Source organism: Actinoplanes sp. NPDC000266, assembly GCF_042899005.1.
Classification (GTDB): domain Bacteria; phylum Actinomycetota; class Actinomycetes; order Mycobacteriales; family Micromonosporaceae; genus Actinoplanes.
The window spans coordinates 492,912-517,115 of sequence record NZ_JBIAZI010000001.1; the positions used below are offsets into that span (position 1 = coordinate 492,912).

The following is a 24,204-nucleotide window of genomic DNA, read 5'->3' on the forward strand; positions in this document are numbered from 1 at the left end:
TCTCCGCATCACGCCGTGTTGTAGGGATTCTGCGCCACGTTGACGTTGTAGCAGGACACCGGGTTGAAGGTGAAGTCGCACATGAACTGGTCCATCTCCAGGGGGTCGTCCGAGGAGAGGGCCTTGCCGAACTTGAACGCCGCGTACAGGTCGCCGACGACGCTGAGCGCGCCCAGCGCCGCGCCTCCGCCGCGGGCCACCCGGCCGCCGCGGTTGCCCTCGACCTCGGCCGTGGTCGTGCGCGGCTTGTTGCCGCCCAGGCCCGCGCCCTTCAGCGCCTTCCAATGCGTGTCGCTGTAGAGCTCGCCCGAGTCCCAGCCCGTGTTCGGGTTGACGATCCGGACGTTCGGGTTGTCCTTCAGCCGGGCGTGCATGTCGGCCGCCTGAGTGTCGCTCTCGGCCACGAACACGACGTTCTGGGTCTGCATCTTCGGCTTCTTGCCGTCGACGACCTCGGTCGACATCTTGTTGCGGGCCGTGTTGGCGTGCGCGTCGTTGCGGTCCGGCTTGCCCTCGGTGAAGTCGTACGAGTCGACGCTGACCATCTTGCCGTTGAGCCAGGACACCTTGATCGCGTCGGCGGTGGTGCCCTTGACGGTCTTGGCGCCGCCGCCCAGGTCGACCGTGCCCTTGCCGGTGATCGGGTTGTTCTCGTCCTGGAGGAAGAACATCGAGCCGTTGCCGGTGCTGGCGTCGTACAGCTCGCCCGCCGTCTTCAGGTGCCGGTTCAGGTACGACACCGTGCCCTGGTCCTTGCTGACGTTGGAACCCTTGAGCAGCCGGTGCGGCACGTTGTTCTGGTCGACGATGGTGGTCGGGTTGGGCTGGGTCAGCGGCTTGTACGAGCTGGCCGGCGGGGCGCCCCGCTCGTCCATCGGCAGCATCTTGCCGCTGGGGTCGGCGTTGGTGACCGGATTGTCGCCGGCGTACGTGTAGCCGCCGAGCTGGTTGGGGTCGGAGGTCTCCAGCACCGGGTCGGGGCTGATGAACCGGCCCAGCGCCGGGTCGTACTTGCGGGCGCCGAGGTCCGTATATCCGGCGGCATTGCTCTTCGGCGCGGCCAGATAGCCGCGGCTGGGATCGGGCCAGGTCAGCGTGTTGGCGCTGATCCGGGTTTCGCCGTACGGCTTGTACTGCTGCCGGGTCACCTGCTGGGTGGTGGTGTCCATGGCCAGCGTGGCCGTGCCGTGCGCGTCGTTGAACAGGTAGTGGGCGCCGCCGCCGGGCAGCGAGGAACGGACCGCCACCGGGGCGCCGGTGCCGCCGTGCGCGTAGCTGCGGACCGCGCCGAGGACGGCCGGGGTGGCGGCCGCGGTGTCGACGACGACCTGGGTGTCGCCGGCGAACAGCGTGGTGCGTCCCGGCTCGCGCCGGATCAGCTGGTTGCCGTCGGCGTCGTACAGATATTTGGTGGTCCCGGCGCCCGCACCGGTGGTGGCGACCTCGGCCAGGTGGCCTTCGTCGTCCCACTTGAGGCTCTGCCCGGTGCCGTTGGCGTTGGCGCGGGTCAGCAGGTTGCCGGCCACGTCGTAGACGAGTGTCGCGGCGGCGGCGCCGGTGGTCGCGGTCAGCGTGTGCGGCTGGGCGCCGGTCCGGTTGCAGCCGGTCGTGCAGCCGTTCTGATAGCCGGTGGTGACATCGCTGCCGCCGCTGGTCGAGTGCTCGACCGACTGCTTGCGGTTGCCGATGACGTCGTATTCGAAGCTCTGCCAGTAGGAGCCGGGCCCGGTGGCCACCGTGCCGGCCGCGGGCTTGGCCGTCGTGGCGGCCGGGCAGGCGCCGGCGGCGGTCCAGGCGTCGACGAGGCGGGTCAGCCCGTCGTAGCGGTAGCACTGCGTGTCGGTGACCGTGTTGCCCGACTCGGACTGCTCGTCGGTGATCGACAGCGGGTTGCCGGCGTCGTCGTACGTGTAGGTGAGCCGGTCGATCAGCGGCCCGATGCCCTCGGTGCGGTAGACCGAGCGCTGGGAGAGCCGCAGCGTGGTCTCGTCGTACGAGTACAGCACCTGCGCCTCGTTGCTGGAGGCGCCCATGGTGACCCGCGACGGCGTGCCGAAGTCGGTGTAGACCGTGCCCGAGACGTAGAGGTCGACGCCCGAGGTGGTGGTGGCGGCGCCGAGGGTGCTGTATCCGTACGTGATGGTCTCGCCGGGCAGGTTGCCGACGGCCGGGTCCTCCTGCTGGGCCAGCAGCTCGACGTTCGGGGTGTAGCGGTATTTGGTGGTGTACGAGACCGGCAGCGGCTTCTCGACGCTGGGCAGGGTGACCGTCTGGCCCAGCGGCTTGCCCATGGCCGAATAACCGGTCACCGCCACGGTGTAGGCGCCGGTCACGCCGGAGACGTACCGGCTGGACGAGGTCAGCTTGCCGATCTTCAGGGTGTCGTACGTCCACGAGGCGTACTTGAAATTGCTCTTGGTCTTGTCGACTGCGGTCAGCTTGCGGCCGAGCAGGTCGTAGGTGAAGGTCAGCTGGATGCCGCGGGCGTCCTTGGTCGCGGTGATGTTGCCCGCGTCGTCGTACGAGGTGAAGGCCGTGCCGGTGTCCGGGTCGGTCCGCGAGATCTGCCGGCCCAGCTGGTCGTACTCGAAGGTCCAGACCGACTGGTCCGGGCCGGTGACGGTGGCCTGCTGGCCGGCCGCGGTGTATCCGTAGCGGATCGACTGCGAGGCGCCGCCGGCCGCGGTGAACCCGTCCGAGAGGTTGCCGGACAGGGTCGGCGCGACGGTGTACTGGGCCAGCGAGGTGGTCTGGCCGCGGGCATCGGTCGTGCTGGTGGTGGCCACGGTGCCGGCCGGCGGCACCACGGTGGTCCTGTCACCGGTGTACGCGGTGCGGCTGCGGGTGACCTGCACGCCGTTGTGCTCGGTGGTGACCTGGGTGGCGCGGCCCATGCCGTCGTGGTCGGTCACCGTGGTCGACGGGATCGACACCTGCGACACCCGGTCGGAGATGAGCGTGTCGACCGGGTTGCCCGCGGTGGCGTACGCGTTGTTGGTGATGACCGACCAGCCGTGCGAGTCGTACTGGGTGTCGGTGACCGTGGTGCTGCCGTTCTCGCCGCTCACCTGCTTCTCCAGCGGGCGCAGCAGGGCGTCGCTGAGAACCTTGGTGACCGAGTACGTGCCGTCGTCGAGCAGCGTGTTCGTGGTGACCACGGACGGGCCGGTGCGCTTGAGGTCGTACTTGTAGGTGATGCTCGCCGCCGCACCGGCCAGCTTGCTGCGGTTGGGCAGCCACACGGCGGTGAGCCGGCCCAGGCCGTCGTAGGTGAGCGAGTTGCGGGAGTTGTCGGCGGCCAGCTTCTCGGTGGCCACCTGGCGGGCCGGGTCGAGGGTCAGCGTCTCGCGCTGACAGTTCACGGTGGACGCGGTGACCGTGGCGCAGCTCGCGCCGGACGTCACCTGGGTGGTGGTGACGACGCTGGTGGGCAGCGCGCCGGTGGCCGGGGAGACCGTGCGATAGGTGGTCTTGGACAGGCCTGTCGACTTGGGCAGGTGGGTGGTGCTCGTGACCCGGCCGTAGGAGTCGAAGGTCTGCGCGGTGTCGTCGAGGAAGGCGCCGGAGGCGTCCGACGCCTTCTGGACCAGGGTGGCGTTGCCGATCGCGGGCCTGGCCGGGCTGCTCTGGCCGTCGCCGTTGTAGGCGAAGGGATTGCCGTCGTACGAGGTGCGCTCGTCCGAGATCAGCGTCCCGGACGGGGTGGCGCCGGCCGACGGGCAGTCCTGCGCCCGCACGATCGTCTCGGCCGGCACGACCATGGCGGCGTTCTTGCCGTCGAGGTAGCGGGTGAAGGTGCACTTGGGCACGTTGCCGGCGGCGCCGGCCTCACCGCGGTCGGCCACCTGGACCGGCATGCCGGTGGTGCTCTGGCCCAGCGTGGTGTTGTAGAAGGTGGCGACCTCGGTCTTGCGCCAGCCGTAGGAGACGGCCTGGCGGGTGAGGACCTTGGCGGTGCGCACCATCTGCGCGTTCAGGGCCGGCAGGCCCGTACGGGCCCGCGTCGCCGTCGGGCCGATGCTCGTCGGCACGGTGATGGTGGCCTGGTCGATGGTGCCGCCGGCGCCGGTGTAGACGTCGGTCTCGAAGACCCGTCCGGCGTACACGTCCTTGTCCTCGACCGTGACCGAGCCGTCCTGGCTGGTCAGCGCGGGCGCGTCGCGGGTCTTGCCGCCGGGCAGCGTGTCGCCGTCCATGCCGAGGAAGTAGTACGTCCTGGTCAGCGTCTTGCGGTCGTACACGGGCTTGCCGTCGGTGTAGTGGAAGACGGACGGGTCGCCGGTGGTGACGTGGACCTCGGGATAGCCGCGGAACTGGCCCCAGGTGCGGTACTTGGCCTTGACGACCTCGTTGTCGTCGTAGTGCCAGCCCGGCTTGCCCTTGTAGGCGTACTCGGTGATGAGCTTGGGCTGCGAGCCGTCCTGATAGTGGTTGCCGGCGCTGTCGTACGTGATCACCGAGGTGACCGGGTGGGTGTAGAACCAGTCCATCAGCGGCGCCGGCTGGGCCTCGGGCGTCCAGTAGACCGGGAAGCAGCCGGTGGAGTTGGTCGAGGCGTACTGCTTGGCCTTGGTGTCGTTGGTGTCCGAGAGGTCGCTGGCCGGCACGTCGGAGCAGTCCGGGGTGCTGTAGTCGACGACCGTCTCGGCGCCGGACTCGGAGATGATGGTCCGGATCCGGTTGTAGTACATCTTCGGCAGGCCGGGCAGGGTGCCGACCCGGTTCGCGAGCTGGATCGGATAGAAGGTGATCGGGCTGGTCGACGCGTCGGCCGAGGCGCCGCCGAGCCGGTCGAGGCCGGTGTGCTGGATCGACTCGAGCCACAGGGTCGGCGCGTGGTCGCCGCCGTCCGGGAAGGACTGGACGAAGTCGTAGCGGTCGACCGGCTTGGTCGCCCCGCCCACCTGGACCTGGGTGACGATCGAGGTGAGCCGGCGCCGCGACCAGAAGCTCGGTGCGTGGTTGGTGCAGTCCTTGCCGTCGGTGCAGTTGAGGTCGACCGGCACGTCCGGCCAGTACTCGGGGTGCGAGACGGTGAACTGGCTGTCGGCGCAGGTGTTGCCGGCCGGCAGCCCGGCGATGCAGCGCTCGGCGGTGGTGAAGACGATCTGGGCGGGCGCGGTGGCCGAGTAGACGGTCGACGCGGTCATGCCGTAGTCGATGCGCCGCAGGGTGCCGCCGCGGACGTACGACACCGCCTTGTTCTTCATGGCCGGGCCGTAGTAACCGATCTCCTGGTCGTAGTAGTACGCCGTGGCGTTGTTGTGTGTGTCGACGACGTAGTCCAGGTTGAACCGGTACCCGAGCGTGCAGGCGGTCTCGGCGAAGTCTCCGTCCGGGCAGTCGGCGACCGCCGAGTGCGCCCGGTAGACCGGCATCGTGTACGCCGACTTGGTCTCGTCCTTGCCCGCGGCCCAGCCCGGGAGGCGGTTGAGGCCGAAGTAGTACTGGACGCCGTTCTCGGTGACCCGGAAGTGCTCGCCGTTCTTGGTGCCGTTGGTGGCGCCGGTGAGCTTCTCGACCTTCGTGGTGGCGTCGTCGTTGGCCGGCCGCAGCACCTTGGTGTCGTCGTCGTAGACGAGCGGGGTCGAGGCGCCGTTCAGCGACATCGTCAGGCGCTGGCCGCCCCAGCAGACGTCGGCGTCGTGCTCCGGGGCGCCGGAGTCCTTGACGTCCTTGCACGGCTCGTAGCTGCGCTCGATGAAGCTCTCACCGGAGCTCCAGCCGTCGCCGAGCCATGAGGACTGGTTGTTGGTGCCCAGCGTGCGGGTGTCCTGCGAGGCCGAGTTGTAGGTGAGCGAGATGCCCGGTGCGGCGCCGGCGATGGGCGGCGGCACCGCGATCGGATAGCTGTAGCTGAAGGCGCCGGTGTTCCCGGTGACCGACCAGGAGCCGCCGGGGGAAAGGCTGGTGGCGCTGTAGTCGCCGGAGGTGCCCGCGGCGTCGGCGGTGGCGGCCAGCACGGTCGCCCCGGTGGCGGCCAGGCTCACCTTCGCCGCGAGCGGGGTGCCGGCCCCGGTCGCCACCGGTGTCTGGGTCTGGCACTTCTCCAGCTCGGGTGTGGTCAGCGCGCAGGCGGGCAGGCGGACCAGGCGCAGCCGGGAGGCGTAGTCGCCGCCGTAGGCGTTGCGGAACGTGGAGGGATCGACGGAGACGTCGACCGGGCCGGCCTTGCCCGCGCTGCTGACGGTGAAGAGCATGCCCCGGACGCCGGCCTTCTGGGCGACATCCTGTCCGATCGTGTTCACCTGGACCTGCGCCGGCGCGGACAGCCGTACGTTTTTGGCCCCCGCGCCCGGCAGCTTCGCGTTCGCGGCCGGGTTGAACTTGGCGTACGTCGGGCGGGCCTTGACCTCGGGGCGGGTCTTGCTCGCGCCGAGGGCGACCCGCGGCGGCCCCGATGGCGCCGGTATGCCCGGCTTGGCGACGGCCGGCTCACCGGCCACCAGCGTGGTCAACGCCGGTGCCATCACCACCATGACAGTGGCGGCAATGAAACGCCTCAGACCGATTTTGGACAGCATGCAGCAGCCCTTCCCCCGTGGAAGCCCGTCGATCGATCTTGATGACGGCGTGCACATAGTACGAATGCGGTGACCCCGCACAACATCCTCGTGATCTACGTCACTCGATATCGATACATGCAACTCTTTCTCACTGCCCGTGATCACAATGTGCGCCACGCGATTCATGATCGCGATTTCCTCATGAAGGGTCTCTCAGGAACCATGTCGTCACGTTCGACGCGATGGGGCCGTCTGGTAGTGGTACCGGCGGTCTCCGCGTTGCTCATCACGGGGACCGTCGGGACTGCCGTCCCGGCGGAGGCGGCACCTCCGGCACCTCAGCCCACGCCCACCCGTCCACCCAGCCCCTCCGTCCCGCCCACCACCCAGGACACCGATCCCGGACCAGCCTCCGAGGCACCCCCGCCGGCCGCGGCCAAGGCGATCGCCGACGCCTTCGCCGAGGCGCGAAAGAGCGGCCGCACCACGCCGATCCCGGCGCTGACCGACGAGTACACGACCACCGGCGCCATGCCCGACGGCACACTCGCCACCACGTACTCGGTCACCCCCGAGCGGGTGCAGCGCGACGGCAGGTGGACCGCCATCGACACCACCCTGACCGAGCGGCCGGACGGCACCTTCGCCCCCAAGGTCGCGGCGGCCGATGTCGCCTTCGGCGGTGGCGGCGACGCCACCCTGGTCTCGCTCAAGCAGGGCGCGAACACGCTCAAGTTCACCTGGGGCAGCGCCCTGCCGCGCCCGGTGATCACCGGCGACACCGCCACCTATCCGAACGTCCTGGCCGGCGTCGACCTCCAGGTCACCGCGAACGCCACCGGCTACTCGTCGATCTTCGTGGTGAAGACCCCCGAGGCCGCCGCCAACCCGAAGGTCCAGCAGCTCGACCTCGGGCTCACCGGCACCCGCGTCAAGGTCGCGGCGACCCGGGACGGCGGCGCCGAGGCGACCGACACCGCCACCGGGCGCACCGTCTTCCAGGCCAACACCGCGATGATGTGGGACAGCACCCCGGCCACCGGCGCGCCCGCCGAGAAGGCCGCGCTGAGCAAGGCGCTGACCAGCCCGCAGGCCGCGCACGAGGCGGCGTCGGTGATGGGCCGTAACCGCGCCAAGATCAAGGTGGGGTTCGGCAAAGGCAAGCAGTCGCTGACCCTCGACAAGTCCCTGCTGACCGCCAAGACCACCAAATATCCGGTCTTCGTCGACCCCGACTGGGGCGTCAAGTACTACGGCAGCCAGTCGTCCTGGGCCCGCATCTCCAGCAACGGCTGGAACGTCTACAACTCGACGTCGACCACGGGCTCCAACAGCGCCCGCATCGGCCTCGACGACTGGGCCGGCGGAGGCGGCGAGAAGGCCCGCACGTACTACAAGATGAACATCTCGGGCATCAAGGGCGCCACGGTCAAGTACGCCTATCTGTACGTCACCCACCGGTGGTCGGCCTCCTGCTCGAAGACCAACGCCGCGGTGTACGCCACCGGCGCGCCGGCCGGCTTCAGCTCCTCCACCCTGTACTGGGGCAAGGAGCCGTCCCGCGGCGCCCTGCTCAACACGCAGGCCGGCCAGGAGCTGAAGTGCGGCACGTCGAGCCCGTCGGCCTCGCCCGGCTCGTTCCCGTTCGACGTCTCGGGCAACGTCGCGACGCTGGCCAAGTCCAAGAAGGACTACGCGTACTTCCTGGTCGAGGCCAAAGACATGAACGACCGGATGTCGTGGAAGCAGCTCGGCTACAAGGGCGGGGCCAAGCTGACCGTCCACTACAGCTATCCGCCCACGCTCAACGCCAACGACGGCAAGCAGCACGTCTTCCCGTCGATCACCGACGGCGGCAAGGTCATCACGACCTCGCGCCAGCCCACGCTGTCCTGGCGGGCCACCAACCGCTTCCCCAACGGGTACGAGCGGAACCTGATGGTCGACTACCACGTCGAGCAGAAGGGCACGGGCAAACTGATCGCGTACGGCTACGGGCCGGGCTCCACGACGTACAACAAGAACGGCTCCGACTGGCGGGTGAACGTCGCCCTGCCCGACGGTGAGTATCAATGGCGGGTCACCGCCAAGAACCAGGACGGCCTCTGGGCGCCGGCCTGGGGCCCGTACATGTACTTCACGGTCGACGCGACGGCGCCCAACCCGCCCACCATCAAGTCGTCGCAGTTCCCGCCCAACCAGGTCGGCGGCAGCTTCACCGACAAGGGTGTGTTCGCGTTCGGCAACGACCGCAAGAACAACGTCACCGGATATCTGTTCAGCTTCGACGGTGACCTCAACAACGTCATGTACGCCAACAACAAGGGCACCCAGTGGACGGCCGGGACGACGATCACCCCGGGCACGATCTACTTCGCCAAGGCCGACAACAAGGACGGCACCGGCACGGTCGTGAACAACGGCAGCGCCGCGCCGGTCTTCGCGCCGCGGACGGCGGGCGCGCACAAACTCGTGGCCAAGGCGGTCGACGCGGCCGGATCGACCTCCGGGCAGACGACCTATCAGTTCAACGCCGGCACTTCAACACCGGTTTATGTGTACGGCGACAAGATGGTGACCGGATATACGGCCACCAACTCCGACGGCACGACCACCGCCGTGCCGAAGGCCACCACGACCAGCGCCGGCGGCGTCATGATCACGCAGCCGAGCTACGCCGGGTACTACTTCGCCGACGGCTATCAGGGCATGCTGGCCAACAACAACACGGCCGGCACCAAGGTGGCCTCCGGTGACAGCGCCACGTTCTCGTTCGCGGTGCCGCAGATCGGCATCTGGGAGATCGGCGCCAACCTGATGGCGGCCAGCGACTACGGCAGCTATTCGCTCACCCTCGACCAGGGCCGGTCCACCCAGGCCACGCTCATCTCGCCGTTCGACGCGTACACCACGCCCAACGGCACCGTCTACCGCAGTTTCGGCACCCCGAAGGACGCCAACGGCGCCCCGATCGTGCTGGACAAGGGCCTGCACACGCTCACCCTGAAGGTGACCGGCAAGAACGCCGCCTCCGGCGGATATCAGGCCGGCATCGACGTGCTGCGGCTCGGGCTGACCGTCACCTGCCCGATCAACGACACCCGGTCCTGCCTCAACAACAAGGCCATCAGCACCTGGACGCCGGGCGGCACTCCCGCCGTCACCGACGCCGACGCCGACGGCTTCGGCTACAGCCTGAACGCGGGCAACCTGCGCGACGTCGGCTGGGCGCCCGGCGCGACCGTCAACGTGCACGGCGCCGCGGTCAAGCTCCCGGCGACGTGGGGCGACGGCAAGAACGACAACATGCTGGCGGCCGGGCAGGTGGTCACCGTTCCCGGCAGCGGCGTGGTGAACAAGGGCAACGCCGTGGTCTTCCTCGGCTTCGCCGTCAACGGCGACGTCAAGAGCGCCACCGGCCGCGTCACCTACGCCAAGGACAGCGGCTGCAACGTCGCCTCGCAGGCGTACACGATCGACTGGGTGGTCGACTGGGCGTACGTCCCGGCCGGCAACACGGTGGTCAACCTTCCGTGGCGCAACAAGACCGCGGACGGCACGGCGTACAGCGGCGTCACCCCGAGCATCATGGCGTTCAGCGTCCCGCTGGTCTGCCCCGGCGCCGCCGTCTCCAGCGTCTCGCTGCCGCTGCTGTCGAACACCGTCGAGGGGCACCCCAACGCCCTGCACATCCTCGGCCTCGGCATCCGGCCCGCCTCGGTCACGGCCGACGGCGGCCGCTGGACCGGCAGCTGGTCGGCCGCGCAGGACACCGGCGCGGTGAAGAACGGCTCGCTCAGCGCGCAGACCGTGCGCGTGCCGGCCCGGCTCAGCATCGGCGCCGGCGGCGACACGCCGCGGGTCCGGGTGCGGGTCGCCAACAGCCAGGGCAAGACCCCGGTCACCTTCGACGCGGCCTCGATCGCGCTGCAGGACCCCGGATCCGGCGGTGCCACCGCGGCCTCGGCCCCGGTGCGCCTGACCTTCAACGGGGCCGCCGGCGCCACCCTGCCGGCCGGCGCCGACCTGCTCAGCGACCCGGTCGCCCTGCCCGCCGGCGACCAGTCCACGGTGCTGGTCAGCCTCAAGGTCAAGGGCAACCTGAGCGCCGTGCCGGGTCACCTCGACGGCCGCACCCCGGTCTACGTCAGCGCCTCCGACGGCGCCGACCACACCGGCGACACCGACGGGGCCGCCTTCACCGTCTCGGCCATGACCGGCATCCCGCTCGTGGCCGGCGTCGACGTCAGCACTCCGGCCTCCGCTCCGGCGGGCTCGGTCGTGCTCTACGGCGACGACGAGTTCAGCCAGGTCAGCGACCCGCTGGCCACGGCGCTGTCCACCGACGAGTACGGCAACCGCTATCCGATCCGGGCCGGCGTGCTCGACCAGGGCACCAGCAAGGCCCAGCTGCCGCGGGTGGCCAACACCCTCTATCCGCAGAACTCGTACGGCCTGGTCGACCGCGAGATCCTCAACCAGACGAACGCGCGGATCGTCCTGCTCGCGGGCGGCGGCAGCGACCTGCTCGCCTGCACCGACACCGCGGCCGCGTGCTCCAGCGCGGTGATCACCAAGCTGAACACCCTCTCCGGGCAGCTGCAGCAGTATCGGGCCGACGACGCCCTGGACTACGCGGTCGGGCTGCCGACCAGCAGCCGCACCCTGAAGGTGTACGTCGCCACGGTCCCCGCCTTCGCCGGCACACACACCGCGGCCCAGGAGACCGCGCGCCAGCTCGTCAACACCCACATCCTCGGCTCGGGCGGACCGGCCAACATGCAGGGATATGCGGACGGGGTCATCGACTTCGCCGCCGCCGTCTCCCCGGCCGGCACCGTCGGCGCCGAATATCTCACCGGCGGCGCGCCCAACGCCCTCTACTACCAGGCGCTCGCCCAGCAGTACGTCCTCGACGCCGACAGCGTCGACGCCATCGCCGGCGACGGCACGGTCACCGGCGGCGACGACACGTTCCCGATCGGCGAGTGGAAGCTCGGCGAGGGCACCGGCACGACGGCGGCCGACACCGGCACCGGCACCGGAGACCCGGCCAGTCCCGTCTATCACGACGCGGCCCTGACCAACGTGACCTGGTCGGCCGGCCGCAAGGCGGACGCCAAGGCCGGCGCCTTCAACGGCACCAGCAGCTACGCCGACACGAACCTGCCGTTCAACACGGCGAAGAGCTTCACCGTGTCGGCCTGGGTCCGGCTGACCGACAAGTCGGCCAACCGGACGTTCTTCGCCCGCTCCGGCACCAATTACGCCTCGTTGTACGTCCAGTACGACAAGGCGGCCGACGGCTGGCGGGCCCAGATGCCCTCGGCCACCTCCGGCGACTCGATCACCTACTTCGACGCGGTCTCCGACGAGGGGCTGAGCCCGAAGGTGGGTGTGTGGACGCACATCGCGGCGGTCTACGACGCCTCGGTCAACGGGCTTCAGCTGTTCGTCGACGGCGAGGCGCAGGGCCGCGCCGACGAGGTGACCCCGTTCAACGAGCCTGACAAGACGGCCTGGATCGGCCGCAGCGGCGCCACGTGGTTCGCCGGCGACATCGCCGACGTGCGGGTGTGGCAGCGGGCCCTGGGCGAGGCCGAGGTCGCGGGCGAGGCCGAGCCCCGGTCGGCCATGGTGAACTGGCAGTTCGAGGACCAGAGCCTGCCGACGACGGCAACCGACTCGTCCGGCCTGGACCCGGACGCGCCGGGCGCCTTCACGGGCGGCGTCACCTGGAAGGCCGACGGGCACCCGCTGCCGGCCGGCTCGGACGAGGGCATCGACGTCGACCGCGGCGCGATCACGCTGAGCGGCACCGACTCGGCGGTGAGCACCCGGGCCCGGCTGCGCACCGACCAGTCGTTCACGGTGGCCGCCTGGGCCCGCCTGACCAACGACACCAAGTTCTCGACGGTGGTCGGCCAGGCGGGCGCGCACGCCAGCGGCATGCAGCTCAACTTCAGCGGCACCTGCAAGTGCTGGCGTTTCGTGCTGCCGCTGACCGACGTCAACACCAGCCCGGCGTCGACGATCGCGGCCGACACCAAGCCGGTGGCGCTGAACACCTGGACACACCTGGCCGGCGTCTACGACGCGTCGACCGGCACGGCCAAGCTCTACGTGAACGGCGCCGAGGTGGCCAGCGTGGCCGTGCCGGCACCGACGTGGAACTCGAGCGGCCAGTTCGTGGTGGGCCGCGCCTGGTGGAACGACGCCTGGCGCGACTACTTCACCGGCGACGTCGACGACGTCGTCGCCTATCAGGAGGCACTGACCCCGGAGAACATCACGAACCTGATGGCCAAGGAGACCCCACAGGCCTGATCCGGTCGGGCGCGGGCGCGTGACCCCGGCGACAAGAGTCGAATGACTCGTGCTCGCCGGGGTCGTCGCGTCGATCATCGACTGGTGGAAACGCTCGACACCCAGCTCGCCGCCAACCGGGTCCCGCACCCGACGCTCAACGGCGTTCTCCAGGTGTGGGATTCGAGCTTTCCGGGGTGTACGACCGCGCCCGCACCCCACTAGACGGTGTGCCCCGCGTCTGGTGGGTCGGCCCGGACGGCACCCCGGGGACGGCCGACGGGCTGATCGCGCTTGGCGCGAAGCAACTGGCCCCGCTGCCGATCATGGCGGTCGAGGCAGAACGGGTCGCCGAGGCGCCCGCGCCGGTGGAGGTCACGGTGGCCGGCGACGTGGCGGAGTTCGTGGCCACCGCGGTGACAACGGCAGAGCGGCGGAGGTGGTGGCGCTCGTTTGGCGCGTCGCCGATGACCGCCGCTCAGCCCAAGCTGACCGTACGGCCTTCCGCAGATGACGCCGTCCGTGTAATGGTCAAGAAGGCTCACCTCCAGAACGCGGCCCTCCCTGTCGGCGTCCCCGACGAGAACGGTCTCTTTCCGCCCGCGCTTCTGCCCGAGACGTTCCCGGCGGTCGTGGACGCGAATGCGCTGCGCGACGACCTGCTACGGGTGGCCGGCGGCCGGGGGCGGACTCTGATGCTGAAGGCCGCCAACAGCGGCGTTCTCCGGCTTTTCTGCGCGCCGCACGTCTTGGACGAGGTCGACGAACACCTTGCTGAGTGGTCAGCACGGAAACGTCTCGATCCCGTCATTGTCCGTGGCGTCTGGGAAAGCGACGTTGCGCCTCTGCTGCGCTGCGTCGACGTTCCCGATGGACTCGCGGCCATCGCTGAGCAGAAACGCTTGGACTACCTCGGCCTCCCGCCCGAGACCAGCAGGTACTGCGACCCGGATGACGTTCCGACGGCCAGGCTGGCGTTGTTGCTGAACGCGCCGTTGCTGAGCAAAGACAAGGCACCGTTGCGCGCGGTTTACGGCGAGCCGTTCGACCATGTCGCGCACGCTCAGTGGCTGGACCAACTCTCCGCCGTCGGTGACCTGGGACCGCTCGGACGCTTGGCTGGAGCGATCAACTCGCTTCTCGGAATCGCTGCTTCTGGGGCCTTCCAGGGAGTCGCAGCGGCGGCTCGACGAGTGCCTTTGCCTTGGCTATTGGTCGGTGCGGTGGCCGCGGCCGGCGCGTTCCGCTACTTCGTCGCGCCCGAGACTCGGCAGCGAGTGCAGGTCGCGCTGGGCGCTGGCCTCGCGTCCGTCGGGGAGACCGTGATGGAGGTCGTCAACGCGCGGGAGGCAGCAAGAGGCCAGTTCGAGTCACTGCTACCGGTCCAGCCCGGCTGGAATGAGGTCGCCAACTGCCGCGGTACCGAGGCCGCGCTGACCCGAGCCAGCCTGCACCGCCTTGCTCGCAACCCGCAGAGCGACCTGAGCGCGGCTGAGCTCGCTGCGGCGCTCCGGCTGACCGACGGGTTCCCCCGAGGTGAGGCCAAGGTGCGGGCAACGCTACGGCGTGAAGGCGCGTTCAGTGAGCCCTACCGCGGCCGATTTCAGGTGGGCGCTCCGGCCCTCCAGATCGTCAGTGATAAACGATGAATCTTGTGTCCGCGCCAGCAGAGACTTCGGGGCGATAGTCGAGGAGCCAACGTCCTGCCTGGCGACGCCTCCACGGACTGACCATGCCCGGCGGAACGCAGGCATAGATTCTCCTCCACGGAGTCGTCGAGACCTCTAATGCTGAGGGCCGCCATTGGCTCCTCGTCGCCGGCTGACGCTGCGGCGGTCAGTCCGGATCACCTACTGGATTGCGACCGACAAAAGGATCATCCTGTTGACGGTCTTCCACAAGACGCGCATGCGAGACGAGCGGGAGATCGACCGGGCGCGCCGGGCGTGGCGCGGTGTATCGACGAGGCGCACGAGGCCGTGGACGAGGAGGCAGGGTCATGAGCGACAGTGGTGGCTGGGCCGCGATGCGTGAACGGCGGATGGCCGAGCCGGGTGCCGCGGAGGCGTACGACGCTGTGCGCTTGGCCTTTGAACTGGGTCGTTCTGTTCGAGAACTTCGTGAGCGCCGAGGCTGGAGCCAAACGCAGTGAGCCTCGGCGAACTGTCAATGCGGCTGCGGCGGCACTTCTGCGCGGGTGTCTTCGCTCAGTAAAACCGAGCTCGATGCCTTGGTCGCCGAGGCGGTCGTGGACTGCTACGACGAGCATGAGCAGCTCAGTGGCCTGTTCGCCATGATTGAGGGCGATCTGGCGGTGCCGTTCGAGACCGAGGTGTTCGGCGTGCCGGTGGTGGGCGGGGTCGTCGCGGGGGCGGATCACGTAGTCGAGTTTCGTCAACAACTACAAGTGGGGCGACGACCCGTACCCGTGTGATCCTCGATCTTCGCAGTGAGGACGAGGACGGCGACGAATGATGAAGAGCCGGAGCCTCCGATCCCGGCCGGGCTGGCGAAGCTGAGCGGGCCGTTGCGGGCCTTGGCCGATTTCCTTCGCCTGGATCCCGGTCTGCTGGATCCGGCGGCAGTGGCGAGCCGGCCGCTGGTCGAGCAGAAGCCGTCGGCCGCCGAGTTGCGCCGCTGGGTGGCGGGTCTGCCTGTGGCGGAGGATAAGGACGAGGTGCTGCTGCGGGTACTTCGCGGCGATGCCGAGATGCTGCGATCGGAGTTGCTGAGGCGGTTTCAGGGTGTGGCGCAGGAGCCGCCTGCCGGAGAGAGCCGGACCGCCGGGGACCTGCTCGCTGCCGCTGAGGAACGTTGGGCCGCACGGCAGCAGCAGAAGCGGGAGCGAGAGGCGGCCGAGCGTCAGAGTCGTGAGGAAGCGGCCGTTGCGGCCCGCGAGCAGCGTCTGGACAAGCTGGCAAGAAACCCGGTCCGAGCCTGGGATCAGGTGGACGAGTTGATCGCGACGAAGCGCCCGAAGGACTACGACACGGCGGTCACTTCACTTTTGAACTTCAGGCAATGGCGGCACGGGAGGGCAAGATCTTCGAGTTCGCGGAGCGGATGACGCGGCTGTGGGAGCGTCATGCGCGTAAGCCGAGTCTGATCGACCGTTTCGACCGGGCCCGGCCGGACTGATCCAGCACCGGAGCAGCTCGCCGCGATGGCCACACCGGGGCCGTCACGATGGCGTCGCCGGTGCGGGAGAAGCTGGCGTTCTACGCCAACGTGCTCCGGCGTGCCGTACCGCGAATCCGCGATGATGCACGCGAGCCCCTTGGCCCCGCTGCTGGACTGCCCTTCCAGGTACTCGGCATCGGCGCGGGCGGGCCGGACGACCTGCCCCGGCTGACGGCCGCGCTCGACCGGCTCGTCAACGCCCTGCACCCTTGGCGGTACGAGCACCAGATGCCCAACTTCATGACCGCCTGCGGAGCCGGGCCGCGCGAGGTGTACGGGCCCGAGCTCTACGACCGCGTCCTCGCCGTGAAGCAAGAGTACGACCCGGACGACCTGTTCCGCGTCAACGTCAACGTCAACTTCGGCTAGGCCGGGCGGTGGGAAATCGCGGCATGCGCCAGACGGCTACCCAGAGGTAACACCGTTGAGTAGCGTGACGGCGAGCCAGGTCAGGGGGGTTTAGCCGTGACGGCAGCGCAGCCAGCACAGACCCATGTCTCGGAGAAGCAGGCCCGGCAGGTGGCCGAGGCCGCTCGCGAGACCGAGTGGCGCAAGCCCAGCTTCGGCAAGGAACTGTTTCTGGGGCGGTTGCGGCTCGATCTGATCGATCTGTGGCCCGGCGCGGCGCCGGCTCCCGAGTTTCTCGGGCGGCTCGAAGGATATCTGCGGGACGAGGTGGACGGGGCCCGCATCGAGCGCGAGGATCGCATCCCGGACGAGGTGTTCCACGGTCTGGCCGAGCTTGGCGCGTTCGGTATGAAGATCGACGAGACGTACGGCGGCCTCGGACTCTCGAATTTGCACTATTGCAAGGCGCTGACGTTGATCGGATCGGTCAGCCCGGCGGCCGGCGCCCTGCTGTCGGCGCATCAGTCGATCGGGGTGCCGCAGCCGCTGAAGATCTTCGGCACCGCCGAGCAGAAGGCCGAGTTCCTGCCCCGTCTGGCCGCCGGGGAGGTGTCCGCCTTCCTGCTCACCGAGCCCGACGTCGGCTCCGACCCGGCCCGGCTGGCCACCGTGGCCGAGCCGGTCGAGGGGGGATATCGGCTCAACGGGGTGAAGCTGTGGGCCACCAACGGCACCGTCGCCACCCTGCTCGTCGTCATGGCGCGGGTGCCGGGCAAGGGCATCACCGCCTTCGTCGTCGAAGGTGACTCCCCGGGCATCACCGTCGAGCGGCGCAACTCGTTCCTCGGCCTGCGCGGGCTCGAGAACAGCCTGACCCGTTTCCACGACGTCTTCGTGCCCGAGGGCAACGTCGTCGGCGGTCCGGGCAAGGGCCTGCGGATCGCGCTGACGACGCTCAACACCGGACGGCTGTCGCTGCCCGCGATGTGCGTCGGCGCCAGCAAGCGCGCGCTGACGATCGCCCGCGAATGGTCGGCCCAGCGGGTGCAGTGGGGACATCCGGTCGGCCGGCACGAGGCGGTGGCCGGCAAGCTCGCCTTCATCGCCGCCACCACGTACGCGATGGAGTCGATGCTCGACCTGAGCTGTGTGATCGCCGACGACGACCGTAACGACATCCGGATCGAGGCGGCGCTGGTCAAGCTGTACGCCAGCGAGATGGCGTGGCGGATCGCCGACGAGATGATTCAGATCCGGGGCGGCCGGGGCTACGAGACGGCCGACTCGCTGGCCGCCCGCGGCGAGCGCGCCGCCGAGGCCGAGCAGCTCCTGCGCGACCTGCGGATCAACCGCATCTTCGAAGGCTCGACCGAGATCATGCATCTGCTGATCGCCCGCGAGGCGGTCGACGCGCATCTCGCGGTGGCGGGCGACATCATCGACCCGGAGGCCGATCTCGGCCGCAAGGCCCGGGCCGGAGTACGGGCCGGAGCGTTCTACGCACGGTGGCTGCCGACCCTCGCGGTCGGGCGTGGGCAGGCCCCTTCGGCGTACGCCGAGTTCGGCCCCCTGGCCGGCCACATGCGCTACGCCGAGCGGGCCTCCCGCAAGCTGGCCCGGTCCACGTTCTACGCCATGTCGCGCTGGCAGGGGAAGCTGGAACGCAAACAGGGCTTCCTGGGCCGGATCGTCGACATCGGGGCCGAGCTGTTCGCGATGTCGGCGGCCTGCGTCCGGGCCCGGGCCGAGCGGGAGCGGCGGCCCGAGGGAGCCGAGCTGGCCGACCTGTTCTGCCGTCAGGCCCGCCTGCGGACCGAGGCGCTGTTCACGGCGCTGTGGGAGAACAACGACAGCGTCGACGTACGGGCGGCGAAGCGCCTTGTCCAGGGCCGCTACGGCCTGCTGGAGGAGGGCGTCATCGCCCCGCGCCGCGACGAGAACCCCTGGGTCGCGGCCTGGGAGGCCGGCCCGTCGACGGCGGAGGACGTCCGCCGGCGCATCCCGCCGAAGCCCGACCCGGACCATCACCGATAGGTCGGCGTCGTCCGCTCGCTGATGTGGCACCGCCGGCACGTGTGGACCTGCGGCGCGTTGAACTCGGTGCCGGCGTAGAGCCACGGGCCCCAGTCGTGCTCGGGCCACGAATCGGCCTTGCCGCACCGCAGGCAGTGGCGGACCCGGTCGCAGCCGCCGGCGGGGGCGAACCCGCCCCAGTCGTGGCGGCCCCGCTCCTCGGACGCGGCCCGGCCGCGCCGTGAGAGCCGATCGGCCCTGATGTGGAGCGGCCCGCCGCCGTACTGTGTGGGGAATTGAAGCTTGTCGAAGGAGAGCGCCGTGAAGACCTGGACCGTCGACGATGTGATGACCCGGGCGGTCGTGTCGGTGAAGACGACCGACTCCTACCGGGACGTGGTCGATCTGCTGATCGGGAAGAGGCTGAGCGCGGTCCCGGTGATCGACGACTCGCTGCACGTGGCCGGCGTGGTCTCCGAGGCCGATCTGCTGCGCAAGGTCGAGTTCGCGGGGGAGGAGGAGCCCCGCATGTTCGAGGGCCGCCGTCGCCGGGGCGAGCGGCGCAAGGCCTTGGCGAGCTCGGTGGCCGAGCTGATGAGCGCGCCGGCGGTGGTGACGACCAGCGGCACGTCGATCGCCTCGGCGGCCCGGCTGATGGACCAGGAGAAGGTCAAGCGGCTCCCGGTCACCGACGACCTCGGGCGCCTGATCGGCATCGTGTCCCGGGCCGACCTGCTCAAGGCGCATCTCCGCCCGGACGACGAGATCCTCGCCGACGTGGAGTCGGGAGTCCTCCAGCCGTACGTGGACGACGAGGGCACGATGGTGACGGCAACCGTCGTCGACGGAGTGGTGACCCTGTCCGGGCGGGTGCAGAGATATACGTCGGCCCAGATCGCCGAGCGCCTGACCCGGCAGGTGGCGGGCGTGGTCGAGGTGCGGTGCGCCCTGGACCACGACTACGACGACCGCCAGTTCCTCGACGTCCGCAAGGGCACAGTGGCCGGCTGAAGGTCGGCGGCGAGTCCCGCCGCCCATGTGCGGGCCCGCTCCAACTCGCCGGAGGCGAGCGGGCGCAGACGCCGATGGGCCTTGTGTGCGGCCGTGCCGGAGGGCCTCACCGTCAGCCGTCCATCAGGGCGCGCAGGTTCATCGTGTCGGCGTCCGTCCAGCCCGGTGGTGGGGCCAGGGCCACCCAGCCGTCCACGACGCCGGAGCCGTAGACGTGGCCGTGCCCGGCGGGCACGCCGTTGGCCGAGAACTGGTCGACGGCGGTCTGCCAGAACGTCACGCCCGGATACCAGTGCATGTCGGGGGAGACGTCGGGGCCGCGCCGGCCCTGCAGCCAGTCCGGTTCGCGGATGAGCAGCCTCGGGTGGAACCACACCACCGGATCGGACGAGTTCTGCAGGTAGACCACCTTGGCCGGGCGGGACGTGCGCAGGTCGGCCGGGTCGCGGCTGAACTCGATGCCGGTTCCGGTCAGCACCGGATCCCAGGCGGGGCTGCCGGGGTCGCGGGCCGGCAGCAGCCGGTTGCGGATCGGGTTGGCGAACGGCGGCCCCACCAGCAGCACCCCGTCGGCGCCGGCGGTCAGGCCGGCCGCGTCCGGGAACGCCTTCTCGGTGCCGAACGAGCCCAGGCTCTCGCCGAACAGCAGCAGCTTGGGCCGGGTGGCGACGGGCAGGGAGGACCATTTTTCCCGTACGGCGCCGATCAGCGCCCGTGACGACTCGGCCACCTTCGAACGGTCGACCAGGAACGAGATCCAGCTCGGCAGGTACGAGTACTGCATCGAGACGAGCGCGGTGTCGCCGTTGTACAGATATTCCAGGGAGTCGGTGACCGCGGAGTCCACCCAGCCGGTGCCGGTCGGCGTGATCACCGCGATCACGGCGCGGTCGAATGCTTTCGTGCGCTCCATCTCCCGTACCACCAATCGGGCCCTTTCCTCCGGGGTTCCGGCCGACTCCAGTCCCGCGTAGAGCCGGATCGGGTCGACCGCGCGCCGGCCGGTGAACGCGCTGATATCGGCCGTGTTCGGACCGGTGCCGATGAACTCACGGCCCTGCATGCCCAGGTCCGGCCACCGTACGTAGGACGACGCGCTGCCCGACCGCTGCGGCGCCCACGGTTCCCGCGCGTTCGGCCCGGTGCGCCCGTTGGCCAGCGAGGCCGTCTGGTCGGCGACGGTGAGCAGCTGGGTGCCGAGGAAGCCGCGCACGACGCCGGTCACCACATAAGCGACGATCAGGACCCCGATGCCGTACGCGACGGGCTTGGGCACCCATCGCCCCGCGAACCGGGCGAGCCGCCGCGTGGCCAGCCGCAGGCTCCGCGCGAGCAGCAGCAGGATCGTGAAGGTCAGCGCGCTCACCGCGACGATGCGGATGAGGTCGTACGTCTCCAGCCGCGGCATCACCAGGCGCTCGCGCAGCTCCTGCTGCCACCGTGTGCCCAGAGCGAGGAAGACCAGCCCGATCAGCGGCCCGCACACAGCCATGACCAGCCAGAACATCCGGACCGCGCGCGGGCGGGCCCGGTGCGGGATCCGCCGCGCCAGGGCGCCGGCGGCGGCGCCCGGACCGTAGCCGAGCACCGCGGTCAGCCCGCTCACCACACCCTGGAACAGCCAGGGCCGCGGCAGCAGCGACGGCGTCAGGGCGGCGCAGAAGAACACGAGCGCGAAGACGGTCCCCGTCGGGCTCAGCGGAGCCCGCACGACCCGGCCGGTCATGGTCGTGGCTCGATCCTCACCGCTCCGGCCGACGTCTTGACCTGGATGTGGTGCGGCGACGTGGGGTCTTCCCGCACGGAGACGTCGCGGGCGCCCATGCTGACGGCGGCCTCGACCGCGTAGGCGGTGGTGTCCGGCACCCGCACGGTGACGGCGCCGGCGTCCGACGTGACCCGGGCCAGGCCGGGAGCTTCGGCGAACTCGAGCGACACCGCCCCGGCCCTGGTCTCGACCGTCACCTGGCCGGCGCCGAGGGCGGTGGCCTCGACGGCGGCCGCCTGGGACCGGACCCGCAGGTTGCCGGTCAGCCCGTCGATCTTCACCGCGCCCGCCTGGGAGCTGATGTCGGCCGACACGGCGGCCGGCATCACGACGTGGAACTTCACGTCGCACCGGACGTCGTCGCCGCCGCATCCGGACTCGGTCAGGCGCAGGGTCTGCCCGTCGACGGTGTTGGCGGTGGTGGGCCGGCGGTCGGACCAGCGGTGTTCCTCGCGGACGGACACCGGCCCGTCAGCGGTCTCGATCGTGACCGTCGCGGCCCGGGCGTCCACCACGAGCGCGGTGATCGGTGTGTCTGTCTTGTACGTTTTCTCGCCGGTCTCGGAGGGCCCGGCGCAGGCCGCGGCCACTGCCACGAGGACCGCGAGCGGAACGAAGCGGCGCATGACGTTCACCTCCTCCAAGCCACGGTCGCAGCGGGAAGGCGCGCGGGTAAGGCGGTTTTCTGGTGTATCCCGGGGGCGTAGCGTCAACCGGGTGCGGACGCTCCGCCCGACGACCACTGTGCTCGCCACGCTCGGCTCGGTGTTGCTGGCCGCGTGGGCGGGCGTCGTCGCGCTCGGGGTGAGCGAGGGGATTCCCCGCGCGCACGTGGCCGTCATCGGCTGGATCTCGGCCGGATACGCGTTCAGCGGGCTGGTCGCGTGGCGCTGCCGGCCGGACAACCGGTTCGGGCCGCTGATGATCATCACCGGCGTGACCAGCATGGTCGGCGCTCTGAGCTGGTCGAGCGACCGGATCGCGCACACGGTCGGGCAGGCCGTGGACGTGCTTCCGCTGGTGCTGATCGTGCACGTCTTCCTGTCGTTCCCGTCCGGCCGGCTGCGGGGGCGGCCCGAGCGGCTGCTGCTGGGCGCGGGCTACCTGGCGGCGGTCGGCGGCCAGCTCGCCGCCATGCTGCTCGGCGTGCTCGAACCGCACGTTCTGACCGTTGTCGAGCGGCGCACGCTGGGTACCGTCGTCTATCAGACAGAGCTGCTGGTGGTCAGCGCGGTCGCGCTGGGCGGGGTGGTGCTGCTGGTCATGCGCCGCGGGCATCCGCTCCGGCGATCGCTGTCGCTGCTCATCGACTCGTTCACCGTCGGCCTCACGATGATCGCGGTGCTGCTGATCGTCGGTGTCCTCGGTGGACCGGTGTTCCCCGTGGTCCAGCGGATCTGCCTGCTGCTGGTCGGCGTCGCGCCGGTCGCCTTCGTGGCCGGGCTGTTGCAGGCCCGGCTCGCCCGCAGCTCGGTCGGCGATCTGGTCGTCGAGCTGCGGGCCGGCCCGGCCGACCTGCGCGGCCCGCTCGCCCGGGCGCTGCGCGACCCGTCGCTGGTGCTCGCCTACTGGCTGCCGCAGTTCGGGGTCTGGGGCGACCAGGACGGCCGGCCGCTGCGCCTGCCCGACGACACGACCCGGGTCACGATGATCGACGACGACGGCCGGCCGATGGCGGCGCTGGTGCACGACGCGGCCCTGCGCGACGAGCCGGCCCTGCTCGAGGCGGTCAGCGCGGCGGCCGCTATCGCGCTGCGGGCCGGCCGGTTGCAGGCGCAGCTGCGGGCCAACGTCGAGGAACTGCGCGGCTCGCGGGCCCGGGTGCTCGAGGCGGGCCAGCGGGAACGCCAGCGGCTGGAACGCGACCTGCACGACGGCGCCCAGCAGCGGCTGGTGGCGCTGTCGCTGAACCTCGGCGTGCTGCGGACCCGCCTCGACGGCGACCCGGAGGCGGGCGCGCTGCTCGACCTGGCCCGTACCGAGATCGCCGTCTCGCTGGAGGAGCTGCGCCACCTGGCCCGCGGCCTGCACCCGGCCGTGGTCAGCGCGCACGGGCTGGCGGTCGCGCTGGAGTCGCTCGCGGCCCGGGCGCCGGTGCCGGTGCGGCTCACCGTCGACCTGCCGGGCCGGGTCGACGAGGCGGTCGAGGTCGCGGCCTACTACGTGGTCTGCGAGAGCCTGACCAACATCGGCAAGCACGCGGCGGCGTCGTGCGCGGCCGTCCTGGTCACCCCGTTGAACGGCTCGATCATCATCGAGGTCGTCGACGACGGGCGCGGCGGCGCCGACACCGGGCGGGGTACCGGCCTGCGCGGCCTGGCCGATCGGGTGGAGGCCCTGGGCGGCCGGCTGCGCGTGTGCGCCGCGGCCGGCGGCGGCACCCGGGTGCGGGCGGAGCTGCCGTGCCGGTAGGAACCCCGCGCGTCGGCATCGCGGAGGACAGCGTCCTGCTCCGCGAGGGGATCAGCTCGCTCCTGGCCGGCGCCGGATTCGACGTCGTGGCCCGGTGCGGCGACGCGGTCCAGCTGCGGGCCGCGGTCCGGGCCAGCGTGCCCGACGTCATCATCGTCGACATCCGGCTGCCGCCCACGCACACCGACGAGGGCCTGCGGGCGGCGATCGAGCTGCGGGCCGCCCATCCGGGCCTGGCCGTCCTCGTGCTGTCCCAGTACGTCGAGGTCGGCCTGGCCATGAGTCTGCTGGCCGACTCGGCCGACGGAGTGGGCTATCTGCTGAAGGACCGGATCAGCGACGTCCCCGAGTTCCTGGCGGCGGTGCGCCGGGTCGCGGCCGGTGGCTCGGCCGTCGACCCGATCATCGTCTCCACGTTGCTGTCGCGCCGCCGCCGCGACGACCCGCTCGCGGCGCTGACGCCCCGCGAGCGGGAGGTGCTCACCCTGATGGCCGAGGGCAACTCCAACCAGGGCATCGCCGACCGCCTGGTGATCACGCTGCGGGCGGTGGAGAAATACGTGTCCAGCATCTTCGGCAAGCTCGGGCTCCCGGCCACCGGCAGCGAGAGCCGCCGCGTCCTGGCCGTCCTGCTGTTCCTGCGGCGTTAGCGACTTTTCC

At 70.4% G+C, this 24,204-nt stretch carries 13 protein-coding genes; 9 read left to right on the forward strand and 4 right to left on the reverse strand.

What is annotated here, in order from left to right; translation table 11 throughout:
- Positions 1-8 precede the first annotated feature (8 nt).
- On the reverse strand, positions 9-6,470 hold the full coding sequence (locus tag ACFY36_RS01970; RefSeq protein ID WP_499744000.1) for an RHS repeat domain-containing protein: 6,462 nt from the start codon (positions 6,468-6,470) through the stop codon (positions 9-11).
- Positions 6,471-6,785: 315 nt separating this feature from the next.
- On the opposite strand from ACFY36_RS01970, the gene ACFY36_RS01975 reads away from it, so the two are divergent.
- Together ACFY36_RS01975 and ACFY36_RS01980 are read left to right on the forward strand one after the other, a co-directional pair.
- Positions 6,786-12,833 carry a LamG-like jellyroll fold domain-containing protein gene (locus ACFY36_RS01975; RefSeq protein WP_499744001.1) on the forward strand — a complete coding sequence of 2,016 codons (6,048 nt, stop codon included), beginning with the start codon at positions 6,786-6,788 and terminating at the stop codon, positions 12,831-12,833.
- Between the two features lie 209 nt (positions 12,834-13,042).
- Complete coding sequence (locus ACFY36_RS01980; RefSeq protein ID WP_499744002.1) at positions 13,043-14,461, forward strand: hypothetical protein; 1,419 nt, start codon at positions 13,043-13,045, stop codon at positions 14,459-14,461.
- On the opposite strand, the gene ACFY36_RS01985 is transcribed toward ACFY36_RS01980, so the two are convergent.
- Entirely contained in the window at positions 14,416-14,616 is a 201-nt protein-coding gene (locus ACFY36_RS01985) for a FitA-like ribbon-helix-helix domain-containing protein (protein ID WP_499744003.1), read from the reverse strand. The genes ACFY36_RS01980 and ACFY36_RS01985 overlap by 46 nt on opposite strands.
- A gap of 393 nt (positions 14,617-15,009) precedes the next feature.
- On the opposite strand from ACFY36_RS01985, the gene ACFY36_RS01990 reads away from it, so the two are divergent.
- The 5 genes from ACFY36_RS01990 to ACFY36_RS02010 all read left to right on the forward strand — a co-directional run bounded on the left by ACFY36_RS01990 (position 15,010) and on the right by ACFY36_RS02010 (position 19,364).
- Positions 15,010-15,246, forward strand: coding sequence for a hypothetical protein (locus ACFY36_RS01990; RefSeq protein WP_499744004.1), 237 nt, complete (start codon positions 15,010-15,012; stop codon positions 15,244-15,246).
- 15 nt (positions 15,247-15,261) lie between these two features.
- A complete protein-coding gene (locus ACFY36_RS01995; RefSeq protein ID WP_499744005.1) occupies positions 15,262-15,879 on the forward strand; it encodes a hypothetical protein in 618 nt (205 codons plus the stop codon).
- A gap of 131 nt (positions 15,880-16,010) precedes the next feature.
- On the forward strand, positions 16,011-16,361 hold the full coding sequence (locus tag ACFY36_RS02000; protein WP_499744006.1) for a BBE domain-containing protein: 351 nt from the start codon (positions 16,011-16,013) through the stop codon (positions 16,359-16,361).
- A 96-nt stretch (positions 16,362-16,457) separates the two neighbouring features.
- A complete protein-coding gene (locus tag ACFY36_RS02005) occupies positions 16,458-18,374 on the forward strand; it encodes an acyl-CoA dehydrogenase family protein (RefSeq protein ID WP_499744007.1) in 1,917 nt (638 codons plus the stop codon).
- Positions 18,375-18,674: 300 nt separating this feature from the next.
- A complete protein-coding gene (locus ACFY36_RS02010; RefSeq protein ID WP_499744008.1) occupies positions 18,675-19,364 on the forward strand; it encodes a CBS domain-containing protein in 690 nt (229 codons plus the stop codon).
- A gap of 112 nt (positions 19,365-19,476) precedes the next feature.
- Here the strand turns inward: ACFY36_RS02010 and ACFY36_RS02015 are convergent, their stop codons facing one another.
- Both ACFY36_RS02015 and ACFY36_RS02020 read right to left on the reverse strand, forming a co-directional pair.
- Positions 19,477-21,090, reverse strand: coding sequence for an alpha/beta hydrolase (locus ACFY36_RS02015; protein ID WP_499744009.1), 1,614 nt, complete (start codon positions 21,088-21,090; stop codon positions 19,477-19,479).
- Positions 21,087-21,758, reverse strand: coding sequence for a DUF4097 family beta strand repeat-containing protein (locus tag ACFY36_RS02020; RefSeq protein WP_499744010.1), 672 nt, complete (start codon positions 21,756-21,758; stop codon positions 21,087-21,089). Before ACFY36_RS02020 ends, ACFY36_RS02015 begins: the two co-directional genes overlap by 4 nt.
- 91 nt (positions 21,759-21,849) lie before the next feature.
- Here ACFY36_RS02020 and ACFY36_RS02025 point away from each other — a divergent pair, with 91 nt between their 5' ends.
- Positions 21,850-23,544, forward strand: coding sequence for a sensor histidine kinase (locus tag ACFY36_RS02025; protein ID WP_499744011.1), 1,695 nt, complete (start codon positions 21,850-21,852; stop codon positions 23,542-23,544).
- Complete coding sequence (locus ACFY36_RS02030) at positions 23,535-24,194, forward strand: LuxR C-terminal-related transcriptional regulator (protein ID WP_499744012.1); 660 nt, start codon at positions 23,535-23,537, stop codon at positions 24,192-24,194. The genes ACFY36_RS02025 and ACFY36_RS02030 overlap by 10 nt, the downstream gene beginning before the upstream one ends.
- Positions 24,195-24,204 lie beyond the last annotated feature (10 nt).

Bases quoted from the DNA above. Each gene is read 5' to 3' on its own strand.
- ACFY36_RS01970 (WP_499744000.1), bottom strand. From the start codon at position 6,470: ATGGCACCGGCGTTGACCACGCTGGTGGCCGGTGAGCCGGCCGTCGCC.
- ACFY36_RS01985 (WP_499744003.1), bottom strand. From the start codon at position 14,616: ATGGCGGCCCTCAGCATTAGAGGTCTCGACGACTCCGTGGAGGAGAAT.
- ACFY36_RS02015 (WP_499744009.1), bottom strand. From the start codon at position 21,090: ATGACCGGCCGGGTCGTGCGGGCTCCGCTGAGCCCGACGGGGACCGTC.
- ACFY36_RS02020 (WP_499744010.1), bottom strand. From the start codon at position 21,758: ATGCGCCGCTTCGTTCCGCTCGCGGTCCTCGTGGCAGTGGCCGCGGCC.